Raw genomic sequence first — 12,011 nt, 5'->3', positions numbered from 1 at the left:
GCTAGCCCACCCCTTCGGCCGGCGCCATCCGGTATCCAACGCCCCGGACCGTGCGGATGAAGCGTGGTTCGCGGCCTTTGTCGCCGAGTTTCCGGCGCAGGTTGCCGATGTGGACCTCCACGAGGTGCTCGTCCATGGGCCACTCGGTACCCCACACCTTGGTCAGCAGGGCCTTCCGGGTCCAGACCCGTCGCGGCGCGCCGGCCAAGGCTTCCAGGAGATCGAATTCCGTGCGCGTCAGCACCAGTTCTACCCCGTCCAGCGACGCGGCCCGGCCCTCGACCTCCACCACGAGCGGACCGTGCCGGACGACGCCGGCGTCGTCGTGCCGGCGGTCGTGACGGCGGTCATGACGGCGGTCATGACCAGACGCGACGCCGGACCCGCCGGATGGGTTGAAAGCAGGGGCGCCCGGCGGGTTGCCGGGCGCCGCGTCGCTTGCCCGGCGCCGCGGAGGATCTTGCGGGGCGGTTGCCGCGCCGGCCGCCGCGTCGGCAACCGGGACCACAACGGGCGCGGCATCGCTCGCCCGGCGGCGCGGGGTGTCGTTCGTCCCGGCGGACATCCCGGTTGATGAAGCGTCGGCCGCCCGGGGCATGAAGTCCGTGGCCCGGCGCTGCGGCGTAGGGCGCTGCGGGGTTGGCCGGTGGCGGCGCAATACCGCCGTCACCCGGGCCTGCACTGTGCGGGGGCTGAAGGGCTTGCTGATGAAGTCGTCGGCGCCGGTTTCCAGGCCGATCAATTCGTCGATCTCGTCCGCCCGGGCAGTGATCATGAGGACGTAAGCCTCGGAGAATTTCCGCATCCGGCGGCATACCTCGACGCCGTCGAGATCGGGAAGGTTGAGGTCCAGGGTCACCACATCTGGGCTGTTTTCCTGGATGCTCACCAGCGCGTCGGACCCGGAGGCGGCCTCAAAAACGGCAAACCCCTGCATCTCGAGCGTCCGGCGCAGCAGCAGCCGAACATCGGCGTCGTCATCCACGACTACAGCTCGCAGCTGACTCACGGAACCACCCAAACCCCAGCTTGTAAGACGATGAGACCCCTGTGTCGCTGTGACCCCTTGTGTCACAGCTTGTGACACAAACCCCAAGGGCCACGGTGGATTTAGGCTAACAGGTTTTCTTGAGCAAATGTTGAAGCTTTTCGCGGCCTTGGGTTGAAGCTGCACTGCCAGAGTGGGAGTTATTGGATGGCCAGCTCTAACAGGAAGCAATCAGTGAACGTCCCCCAGCCCACACCGGCAGCCTCGCGGGTCAAGCCCGCCTGGCTGACGCGACTTCGCGGACTGCTCGCAGTCCCGGTAGCCGTGGCTCTGGTGTTGGGTGCTCCCGGGCTGGCGTTTGCGGCGTTCACAGCCAAAACCACCGCCTCCCTCAGCGTTGGAACGTACAAAGTTCCCGCGCCGGCATCGATCAACGGCACGCTGCAGTGCAACGCTCACGGACAGAAGAGCGCCGCCATCACCTTCACGGACTTTGCCGACGTCGACCGCGCCACGGGGTACACGGCGACGCTGACGCCGCCCACAGGGTCGCCGGCGGTGGTCCCGCTAACCGGGCAGGGCCAGAATGAGGTGACCATGACGTCCAGCAACGGCAAGGGAACCTATACCTTCACCCTGACGGCGAAGGTCGGGTCCTGGACCGGGGCAGCGTTGCAGCAATCGGTCACCTGCTGACGGTTCCTGAAGTGCCGCGTGTGGCGCCCGACGCCGGGACTGGCGCCAAACGCCGGACCGACGTCGGGCGGCTATCTCGCCCGCCGGCTGGCGGCACACCGGAATCGCGTCCGCTACCTCGCCGGAATCGGGAAGAAAGCCCTCGGGTCCTGCAGCAGGGCGGGGTAATCGAACGCGGAGCGGTCCACGATCTCGTCCACCTGGAAGTTGCGGGCGAACTGGCCGTCCACGGTGATCGGACGGCCCAGGACCTTGCCGATGGCGAAGGAAGTGCCGCCATTGACCGGGATGGCGACCACGGAGTTGCCGGGGAGCGTGGTGAACGCCTCTTCCTGCTGCTGGCGCTTGCGGGTGGGCTTCTTGACGAGCTGCTTCGGCGGCAGCTTGCGTACCTTCGGGCGGCGGGAGCCGGAATCGGCGTAGACGAACTGGTACTCGTCGTCCGCCGCGGCCTTGGCGCGTCCCACCGGCGGCAGGCTGACGGTCTTCAGCTGCTCGGGCTCGGTGTCGCCGAGCGGCAGGCGAAGCACCCACATGCGCTCGCCGGCAGGATCCTCGGGCAGGAGCTCGTGCTTGGGCTCGGGCCAGACGTACTCCAGGTCCGGGTCCGTGCCCGGGAAAACCTTGGAGTAGAACCGCGGATCCTTGGCAATGAGCCTGGACCGGTGGCTGAGGTGGAGATCCTCATTTCCCAGCCACGGGGGCATGGGGATTTTGGCGGCGTAGCCGGGGTGGGCCGCCTGCGGGGCGAACTCCATGATCTTCTCGCGGGTGGTGTCCTCGCCGCCGCGGGCCGTCCATTCATCCACCATGGCCAGGCCATACATGGTCAGCGCGGGAACGTACCCCATCCACATCCGGATGGCCGGGTGCGACTGCCAGCCGTACTCAGGGATCACCAGCGCACGCAGGATCTGCAGCGCCTCAACACGCTGCTTGCCGAGCCGCACGCGGTCCAAAGCCGCGGCACTCTGCTGGAAATCGGGGAAGGGGAGGAAAGTCTGCATCTCTCCAGTTTGAGGCCACGGACCAAATGCGCCAATTGCTGGGGTGCGCCGGTGAGAGTGCTCACATCGCGGAACATGGCAGACAGAGGCCCCGAAGAACGGCTAAAATAACATGAACCACTCCCGCCGCCACGGAAGACACGCCCATGACTTTATTAGCTGAGCCAGAATCAACAGTAACTGCTGCACCGGCGCCGTTTGTGCCCAAGTATGGACAAATGCTCAGCCCTGACGCCAACGGGATCGTGGTGCTGGAGGAATTCACGCTGGACCCGATTGCCGCCCTCGACGAACAACACGGGTTTCGCGCAGCAATGGCGTCGGTAGCGCTCACCATGCGGCGGCTTGTGGCCCTCCGGCTCTTCATCGCCGTGGTGGCGATCGCCAATCTGCCCCTCTTCCTGCTCTCGAGCGGCTGGCAGATCTACGTCATCTGCCTGGCGGTGGTGGTAGCGGTCCACGCCGCGGTGTCCTGGCTGAACCGGCACGAACCACGGATCCGGCAGCGCCACATGCTCGAACTGCATTTGCACCGGGAGCGGAGCGCCAACTACCGCAAGGTCCGGGACGCCGTGAAGTACGTCATTGACGCCCCTGCCCGGATGAACGAAAACCTGTACCTGGAGCTCCTGGCCGCGAAGCGGGTGGCCCTGCACCTGGCCATGGGCACGGTGGCCCTGTTGGACACAAGCGACGACGCCGCGTGGAAAGTCCAGATTGTCCGCGAACTCCCGCAGGCCGCCTGAGCCTGCACGGCTTACCCAGGCAGTACGGCTAACCCAGGCACCACGACACCGGAGCGTCCCCTTGCGGGACCGCTCCGGCGTCGTGCTTTAACCGTGTTGTGCTTTAGCGGGGTTCCTATCCGGGGAGCTGCAGCACCTGGCCCGGGTACACCAGGTGGGGATTGCTGATGGTCGCCGCGTTCGCGTCGGCCAGCGACTGCCAGCCGCCGGCGATGTTGAGCTTCCCGGCGATCGTGCTCAGGGTTTCGCCGCTCCGGATGGTGTAGGTCTGGCCGCTCACTGATACCGGTGCCGCGTGGCGCGGTGCCTGGACGGCGGCCTTGGGCGCTGCCTGCCGGGCAGGCACCTTGGCTGGGGTGGAAACCGCGGCGGGCTGTCGTGCTGCGGCTGCGCTCTGCGGAGCTGCCGCGCCGCCACGCAGGCCCAGCTTCGCCGCGCAGGCCGGCCACGCGCCCCAACCCTGACTGGCCTGAACTTTCTGGGCGACGGCGATCTGCTGCTCACGGCTGGCGTTCGCCGCGGACCCCGTGCCGCCATGGGCCGCCCACGTACTTTGGCTGAATTGCAGGCCGCCCGCGTAGCCGTTTCCAGTGTTGGTGTTCCACTTGCCGCTGCTTTCGCATTGGGCCAGCGAGTCCCAGACGTTCGACGGGGATTGCGCCGGTGCAGCGGCGTTCGCGGAGGTTGCGGAGAGTGCGACGGCGGCCATTGAAACAGCCGCCAGGGTGATGCCGCGGCGCGCGGCAGTGCCATAGGTGGATTTCTTCATTGTTGGGATGCTCCTGAGGGCCACCAGCGCTCGGTCCGTCCCCGGACGTTGTCGCGCCACTGCCCGCCCCTGACAATAGAGGTCATGTGCGGTGTCTACCGGTCGGGCAGTATTTGGTGGTGGTAGCACCGGGCATGCAATACCCGGTTGCCGGGCATGCACACTAGGTTAAGGCAGTCCCGGTCCGTTATCAAGACGTTATTTTTCCTAATTCTGCCGTTATCATCTCGCCGGGGCCCGACTGTCGCGGCCAGCCTCCAGGCCTATGAGCACGGACGCCGGCGAACATGCCCCGAGCGTCAGCCGCCGAGCATTAACGCCAGGTACGGAGCTGTCCTGCTCTTCTTGGAACGCGCGACGGCGTCGGGGGTCCCGATCGCCACGATCTGGCCACCGGCATCGCCACCTGCCGGGCCAAGATCGATCACCCAGTCCGCCGCGGCCACCACATCCATATCGTGTTCCACCACAATCACGGTGTTGCCTGCGTCGACGAGCCGGTGCAGTTGGGCCATGAGGAGCTGGACATCGGCCGGGTGCAGCCCGGTGGTGGGCTCGTCCAGTAGGTAGAGGGAGTGGCCGCGCTGGGCGCGCTGCAGTTCGGTGGCGAGCTTGATGCGCTGGGCCTCGCCGCCGGAGAGTTCGGTGGCCGGCTGACCGAGGCGGAGATAGCCCAGGCCCACCTCGCGCAGCGTTTGCAGGCTGCGCGCCGCTGCCGGGACCGCGTCGAGGAACTCTGCGGCGTCATTGACCGTCAGGCCCAGCACCTCTGCCACATTCTTGCCGCGGTACGTCACCTCGAGGGTTTCCAGATTGTAGCGCGAGCCATCGCACTCGGGGCACGGGCCGTAGCTGCCCGGCAGGAAGAGCAGTTCCACGGCCACGAAGCCCTCACCCTGGCAGGTCTCGCAGCGGCCGCCCGCAACGTTGAAGGAAAAACGCCCGGCCCCGAAGCCCCGCGCCTTGGCCTGGTCCGTGGCCGCGAATTCCTTGCGGACCGCGTCAAAGAGGCCGGTGTAGGTGGCCAGATTGGAGCGCGGCGTGCGCCCGATCGGTTTCTGGTCCACCTTGACGAGCCGGTCCAGCTGGTCCAGGCCGGAGACGGGTCCCACACGGAGCGGTTCGGCGGACTCACCGGCTTGGGCCTCCAGGTCCTCAGCAGCTGGTGCCCCCTCGGCCCCGGCTTCCGGGTGCAGCCGGGCGCCGACCACTTCGGCCAGGACCTGGCTGACCAGGGTGGATTTGCCCGAGCCGGAGACGCCGGTAACCGCGGTCAGCACACCGAGGGGGAAGTTGGCGTCGAGTTCGCGCAGGTTGTGCCTGCTGATGTCCCGCAGTTCCAGCCAGTCCGAGGCCTCCCGGCGGCCGCCGCCGCGGTGAGCACCGCTGTTGTGCGTACCGCCGTCGTCCGCCGCGTCCGGACCGGAGCCGTCAGCCGAACCATTCGGGAACAGGAACGGCCGCGTGACGGACGCGTTCACGTCGGCGAGGCCTGCCACGGGTCCGCTGTAAAGCACTTCGCCGCCGCCTTCACCGGCGCGGGGACCCACATCCACCAGCCAGTCCGCGCGACGAACGATGTCCATGTTGTGCTCCACCACGAACACCGAGTTGCCGGAGGACTTGAGCTGGTCCAGGACCGCCAGCAGGGGCTCGGCGTCGGCGGGGTGCAGGCCGGCCGAGGGTTCGTCCAGCACGTAGATCACGCCGAACAGTCCGGACCGGAGCTGGGTGGCGATCCGGAGCCGCTGCATTTCGCCGGGGGAGAGCGTGGGGGTGGACCGGCCGAGCGCGAGGTAGCCCAGGCCGAGATCCAGGAGTACAGTGACGCGCTGCAGGAGGTCGCGGGTAATGGCGACGGCTACCTCGTTGCCCTCGCCGGAGGACTGCTTGCGTGAGGCGGTTCCGGCCTCCGTGAGCTCGGTGGTGGGCCGGATGATGTCCGCCAGTTCCGTCAGGGGGACGGCGCTGAGGTCGGCGATGGTGCGCCCGGCGAAGGTGACGGCGAGGGCGGCGGGCGTCAGGCCGCTGCCGCCGCAGACCGGGCACGGACCTGTTTCCATGAAGCGGAGCACCCGGTCGCGCATGGTGGTGCTCTTGGAATCGGCGAGGGTGTGCATCACATAGCTCTTGGCGCTCCAGAACCGGCCTTTGTACGGCTTAGCGACGCGGTCGCGCTGGGGCGTCACTTCCACCACGGGCTGTTCCTCGGTGAACAGGATCCAGTCGCGGTCCTTTTTGGACAGCTTCCGCCAGGGGGTGTCGACGTCGTAGCCAAGGTGGGTGAGGATGTCGCGCAGGTTTTTGCCCTGCCAGGCGCCGGGCCAGGCGGCGATGGCGCCGTCGCGGATACTCAGGGACGTGTCCGGGACCAGAGAAGACTCAGTGACGGTGTGCGCGATCCCCAGGCCGTGGCACTCCGGGCAGGCGCCGGCGGCTGTGTTCGGGGAAAACGCGTCGGAGTCCAGCGGGCTGGCGCCGTCCGGATAGCTGCCGGCACGGGAGAAGAGCATGCGCAGCGAATTGGACAGCGTGGTGAGGGTGCCCACCGTGGACCGCGAAGTCGGCGTCCCGCGGCGCTGCTGGAGCGCGACGGCCGGCGGCAGCCCTGTGATCATTTCCACCTTGGGGTTGTGCCCCTGCTGGATGAGACGGCGGGCATAGGGCGCTACGGATTCGAAATAGCGGCGCTGCGCCTCGGCATAGATGGTGCCGAAGGCGAGCGAGGACTTGCCCGAGCCGGAGACGCCGGTGAAGGCGACGATCGCGTCGCGGGGCACGTCCACGTCCACGTTGCGCAGGTTGTTCTCACGGGCACCGCGCACCCGGACGAAGCCGTCCGTCGGATTGCCGGGAACCAGATCGGGAACCAGACGAGGTACGCTCGGGCGCGGCAAATCGGAAGCATGCTGTTTACGTTGCATTGATTCGACTCTATCGGTGATGGCCGGCGGCCGGGCATATCCTTACCGGATGGAAAAGAACGACGGCGAGACCCAGTTAACGGAGAAAGAGCCGGAAGAGCCGGACGAAGAACAGGAAGCGCCGGAGGCCGGCGAACCCCTCGCACTCCCTGTGGCCGAACTGCATCTGCATATCGAAGGAACACTGGAGCCGGAGTTGATCTTCGCGCTGGCGGAACGCAACGGGATCAAGCTGCCCTACGCGGACCTGGAGGAGCTGCGCTCGCGCTACCAGTTCACGGACCTGCAGTCCTTCCTGGACCTGTACTACGCCAACATGGCCGTGCTGCAGACCGAGCAGGACTTCGCCGACATGACCCGGGCCTACCTGAGCCGGGCGGCGCTCGCCGGGGTCAGGCATGCCGAGATCATGCTGGACCCGCAGGCCCACCTGTCCCGCGGGATATCGCTGGAGACATGCGTCAACGGCGTGGCCTCGGTGCTGGCCGGATCCCGTGAGGAGTTCGGCATCTCCACCCTCCTGATCGCGGCCTTCCTGCGCGACCTCAGCGAGGAATCGGCCCTCGAGGTGCTCGAGCAGCTGCTCGCCATGAACGCCCCGATCGCCGGAATCGGGCTCGATTCCGCCGAGGTGGGCAACCCGCCGGCCAAATTCGAGCGGCTCTTTGCTCGGGCCAAGGACGCCGGGCTGCACCGGATCGCGCACGCCGGCGAGGAGGGCCCGCCGTCGTACATCATCGACGCGCTGGACATCCTCGGCGTGGAGCGGATCGACCACGGCATCCGCTGCATGGAAGATCCGGACCTCGTGGAACGTCTGGTGGACGAGTTCATGCCGCTGACCGTGTGCCCGCTGTCCAACGTCCGGCTCCGGGCCGTAGACACCCTTGCCGAGCACCCGCTGCCGGCGATGCTGGCTGCGGGGCTGAACGTCAGCGTGAACTCGGACGATCCCGCGTATTTCGGCGGGTACGTGGACGACAACTTCGAGCAGCTCAGGTCCGAGATCGGCCTGTCCGAGTTCGACTGCGTGCGGATGGCCGCGAACTCGATCCGTTCATCCTTCGCCAGCGAGGAACGCAAGGCCGAGCTGCTGGCAGACCTGGCGGCGTCCGGGCACTAACCCCGCGTTGCCCTGTCAGTCATGGTCGCTAAAACGGGCGGATAGGGACCATAGATGATAGGGCAACGGAGCTAGGTGTCGATCGTGCCCATGTTCGGGTAGCGCGATCCGGCTGCCGCCCCGGCTGGAGCGAGCTCGTCCAGGCGGTTCAGGTCCTCGGCGGAGAGTTCGACGTCGGCAGCGCCCAGGTTCTCCCGCAGGCGGTCGCGCTTCTTGGTGCCCGGGATGGGAACGATGTGCTCGCCTTGGGCCAGCAGCCAGGCCAGTGCAAGTTGCCCCGGGGTGCATCCCTTCGCGTCCGCCAACTCCTTGACCCGGTCCACGAGCTGCAAATTTCGGGCAAAGTTCTCGCCCTGGAAACGCGGGGAGTGCCGGCGGAAATCGTCTGCCGCGAAGTCGTCGGGGCTGCGCAGTTGGCCGGTCAGGAAGCCCCGGCCCAGCGGGCTGTAGGGGACAAAGCCGATGCCCAGCTCGGCCAGGACCGGGAAGACCTTGGTCTCCGGCTCGCGTTCCCACAGCGAATACTCGGTCTGCAGGGCGGTGATGGGGTGCACCGCGTGGGCGCGGCGGATGGTGTCGGTGCTGGCCTCGGACAGGCCAAGGTGCCGGACTTTGCCTGCCTGCACCAGCTCGGCCATGGCCCCGACGGTGTCCTCGATGGGGACGGTCTGGTCCACCCGGTGCTGGTAGTACAGATCGATGTGGTCCACGCCCAGCCGCTGCAGGCTTGAATCGCACGCGGCGCGCACGTAGTCCGGGGAGCCGTTGATGCCCACCCAGGATCCGTCGGCCCGGCGTTCGTTGCCGAACTTGGTGGCCAGGACCACGTCATCCCGCCGGCCGGCAATGGCCCGGCCCACAAGGACCTCGTTCGTGAACGGGCCGTACATGTCGGCGGTGTCGAGCAGGCTGCCGCCGGCGTCGAGAAAGGCCTGGATCGTGGCGATGGACTCGCTGTCGTCGCCGTGGCCATAGAACTCGCTCATTCCCATGCAGCCCAACCCCAGGGCCGAGACGGTGAGCGAACCGAGCGTACGGGATTCCATGGATAGCTCCTCAACAGAACGGTGGGGGCAGCCTCCGGCACCTGATCGGGCAGATCCTCATCGGGCAGCGGGACGGCACGCAGTTGGCAGACCGCCACTCTAGGCCCATCCGGCCGGGGGCACAACGGCCGGCGGAGACGCCGCTCGGGGCTCACCCTTGCCGGGGGATGCGCCGGGTGGTGCCGCGCGGCAGAGTGCAGATATGACCAACACCACCGGACAGCAGCGCAAGGGTTCGCTGCGCCAGGTGATGCCCGGACTCGACGTCGCCGCCGCGTACCAAAAGGACTGGCTCGGCAAGGACATCATCTCCGGAATCGTCCTGGCAACGCTGCTCGTTCCCCAAGGCATGGCCTACGCGGAACTGGCAGGACTTCCGGCGATCACCGGGCTGTACACCACCGTCCTGTGCCTGGTCGCCTACGCGATCTTCGGCCCGTCCCGCATCCTCGTCCTGGGCCCGGACTCCTCCCTCGGCCCGATGATCGCGGCCACGGTCCTGCCGCTGGTCGGGTCCGGCGGGGACCCGCAGAAGGCGGTGGCGCTCGCGTCGATGCTCGGGCTCATGGTGGGCGTCATCATGATCCTGGCCTCGGTGGCCAAGCTCGGCTTCATCGCGGACCTCATCTCCAAGCCCACGATGATCGGCTACATGAACGGCCTGGCGCTCACCATCCTGGTCGGCCAGCTCCCGAAGCTCTTCGGGTTCAAGGTGGACAGCGACAACTTCATCGGTGACGTCGTCGGCTTCGTGCAGGGCGTGGCCAGCGGCGAGACAGTGCCGGCCGCGGCCGCCGTCGGCATCACGGGAATCGTGCTGATACTGGCCCTGCAACGGTGGCTGCCCAAGGTCCCGGCAGTGCTCGTCATGGTGGTGCTCGCGATCGCGGCCACCTCGCTGTTCGACCTCGCCGATATGGGCGTCTCCCTGGTCGGGGACCTCCCGCAGGGCTTCCCGCCCTTCACCATCCCGCACGTGGCGTTCTCGGACATCGTGCTGATGCTTGCCGGCGCCGTGGGAATTGCGCTGGTCTCGCTGACGGACACGATTTCGACGGCGACGGCGTTCGCCGCGCGCTCCGGCCAGGAGATCCGGGGCAACCAGGAGATGATCGGGATCGGTGCCGCGAACCTGGCCGCGGGCCTCTTCCAGGGCTTCCCCGTCAGCACCAGCGGCTCCCGGACCGCCGTGGCAGAACGGTCCGGCTCGAAGACCCAGCTCACGGGCCTGACCGGTGCCCTGCTGATCGTCCTCATGCTCGTGCTGCTGCCCGGAATGTTCCGGAACCTGCCCCAGCCCGCCCTCGCGGCCGTGGTGATCACGGCGTCGGTCTCGCTCTCCGACATTCCGGGCACCGTGCGGCTCTTTCGCCAGAGCAGGACCGAGTTCGGCCTATCGCTCGCGGCCTTCCTCGGGGTGGTGCTCCTGGGAGTCCTGCCCGGCATCGGCATCGCGGTGGGACTATCCATCCTCAATGTCTTCCGCCGGTCGTGGTGGCCGTACCAGACAGTGATCGGGCGGGTGCCGGGGCTCGAGGGGTTCCACGACGTCAACGTCCATCCGGATGCGAAACACCTGCCCGGCCTGGTGATCTACCGTTTCGACGCGCCGCTGTTCTTCGCCAACGCCACCACCTTCCGGGACAACATCCGGCGGCTCGCGCGGGCCGAACCCAGTCCGCGGTGGATCCTCATCGCGGCCGAACCTATTACGGACGTGGACACCACCGCCGCGGACATGTTGCTCGACCTGGACCGCGAGTTGAATGAGCAGGGCACATCGCTGGTCTTCGCGGAGCTCAAACACCGGGTCCGGGAGAAGGTGGAACGATTCGAGCTCACACGCGAGATCGAGCCGCAGCACTTCTACCGCACCATCGAAGCTGCTGTCGCCGCCTATTCCGCCCAGACCGGCGCGGATTGGAGTGCCGGGGACTGAGCACTAGGCCAGGCCGGCGGCCAGGGCAATGGGCCCGGCATGGGACGGCAGGGGTGAGGACATGGCTCCTCCTTAGCGGTGGACTCGAGCCGGTCCGGAACGGAGCAGCACTGAGTCGATGGCCGAGGCAGGCGCCGTACGCCAGGCACCCCGGTCCAGGAGAACGGTGGTGAGGACGGTAAGGACCACGACGACGAAATAGATGAGTTCCGCCCGGTCAGCCTCGGCACCGGAGAAGCCGAAGGAACCCACCGTGAACGTTCCTTGGGCGTTGTGGAACAGGTATGTCAGCAGCACGCTGCCGCCGGTGCGGTTGAACAGCCACACGTACAGAAAGGTGATGGCGAACGTGGTGGGCAGCCCGATCAGGCTGAGCTGCCCGAACAGGACCAGCGGCAGGTGCCAGAGGGACACCACGACGCCGAGCAGTGTCGCGGACCGCAACGGAGTCCACCTGGCCTGAAGCAGAGGCACGGCATATCCGCGGAAACCGGGCTCCTCTCCCAGGGGGCCGTCCAGCGGATTGACCAGGCAGGAACTCGAACTGCGGCATCAGTCCGGCCGCATAGAGAGGCCAGGTGCACCAGGAAATCGCGAAGGCCAGGACAAAGAACGCCGGGAGGCGGTGACGCTGCAGCCAGAGTTTGAAGCGGGCCATGACGGCTCCTGAGCAACAGGGACGGCTCATTGTCCGCCCACGGGCCTCCCGGCATCCAGCACTCCACAAAGCCGGCATCGCAAAGCAAAGGCTACCCGGGCAGCAAAACTACTAG

The 12,011-nt window shown here is 67.2% G+C and carries 10 protein-coding genes; 4 read left to right on the top strand and 6 right to left on the bottom strand.

The window, feature by feature from the left end:
• Position 1 precedes the first annotated feature (1 nt).
• On the bottom strand, positions 2 to 1,009 hold the full coding sequence (locus ACFVTM_RS17540; protein WP_390205025.1) for a response regulator transcription factor: 1,008 nt from the start codon (positions 1,007 to 1,009) through the stop codon (positions 2 to 4).
• Between the two features lie 213 nt (positions 1,010 to 1,222).
• Here ACFVTM_RS17540 and ACFVTM_RS17535 point away from each other — a divergent pair, with 213 nt between their 5' ends.
• Entirely contained in the window at positions 1,223 to 1,684 is a 462-nt protein-coding gene (locus ACFVTM_RS17535; RefSeq protein WP_390205024.1) for a hypothetical protein, read from the top strand.
• Positions 1,685 to 1,797: 113 nt separating this feature from the next.
• Here ACFVTM_RS17535 and ACFVTM_RS17530 read toward each other — a convergent pair whose 3' ends face one another.
• A complete protein-coding gene (locus tag ACFVTM_RS17530) occupies positions 1,798 to 2,691 on the bottom strand; it encodes an MSMEG_6728 family protein (RefSeq protein WP_390205022.1) in 894 nt (297 codons plus the stop codon).
• A 218-nt stretch (positions 2,692 to 2,909) separates the two neighbouring features.
• On the opposite strand from ACFVTM_RS17530, the gene ACFVTM_RS17525 reads away from it, so the two are divergent.
• A complete protein-coding gene (locus ACFVTM_RS17525) occupies positions 2,910 to 3,437 on the top strand; it encodes a hypothetical protein (protein ID WP_390205020.1) in 528 nt (175 codons plus the stop codon).
• A 115-nt stretch (positions 3,438 to 3,552) separates the two neighbouring features.
• On the opposite strand, the gene ACFVTM_RS17520 is transcribed toward ACFVTM_RS17525, so the two are convergent.
• Entirely contained in the window at positions 3,553 to 4,206 is a 654-nt protein-coding gene (locus ACFVTM_RS17520; RefSeq protein WP_390205018.1) for a transglycosylase family protein, read from the bottom strand.
• A gap of 299 nt (positions 4,207 to 4,505) precedes the next feature.
• Complete coding sequence (locus tag ACFVTM_RS17515) at positions 4,506 to 7,130, bottom strand: ABC transporter (RefSeq protein WP_390205017.1); 2,625 nt, start codon at positions 7,128 to 7,130, stop codon at positions 4,506 to 4,508.
• Between the two features lie 49 nt (positions 7,131 to 7,179).
• Between ACFVTM_RS17515 and ACFVTM_RS17510 the strand changes: the two genes are divergently transcribed.
• Entirely contained in the window at positions 7,180 to 8,253 is a 1,074-nt protein-coding gene (locus ACFVTM_RS17510) for an adenosine deaminase (protein ID WP_390205015.1), read from the top strand.
• A gap of 71 nt (positions 8,254 to 8,324) precedes the next feature.
• Here the strand turns inward: ACFVTM_RS17510 and ACFVTM_RS17505 are convergent, their stop codons facing one another.
• The gene (locus ACFVTM_RS17505) at positions 8,325 to 9,299 is read right to left on the bottom strand and encodes an aldo/keto reductase (RefSeq protein ID WP_390205013.1); all 975 of its coding nucleotides are present in this window, start codon (positions 9,297 to 9,299) and stop codon (positions 8,325 to 8,327) included.
• A 202-nt stretch (positions 9,300 to 9,501) separates the two neighbouring features.
• Here ACFVTM_RS17505 and ACFVTM_RS17500 point away from each other — a divergent pair, with 202 nt between their 5' ends.
• Positions 9,502 to 11,238, top strand: coding sequence for a SulP family inorganic anion transporter (locus tag ACFVTM_RS17500; protein WP_390205011.1), 1,737 nt, complete (start codon positions 9,502 to 9,504; stop codon positions 11,236 to 11,238).
• Between the two features lie 72 nt (positions 11,239 to 11,310).
• Here ACFVTM_RS17500 and ACFVTM_RS17495 read toward each other — a convergent pair whose 3' ends face one another.
• Positions 11,311 to 11,757: a type II CAAX prenyl endopeptidase Rce1 family protein gene (locus ACFVTM_RS17495; protein WP_390205091.1), complete on the bottom strand. Its 447-nt coding sequence runs from the start codon at positions 11,755 to 11,757 to the stop codon at positions 11,311 to 11,313.
• Positions 11,758 to 12,011: the final 254 nt, after the last annotated feature.

This window comes from Arthrobacter sp. NPDC058130, assembly GCF_042884475.1.
Lineage (GTDB): Bacteria > Actinomycetota > Actinomycetes > Actinomycetales > Micrococcaceae > Arthrobacter.
The sequence above is the reverse complement of the archived record's forward strand: the minus strand, read 5'-3'. Positions and strand labels throughout refer to the sequence as shown.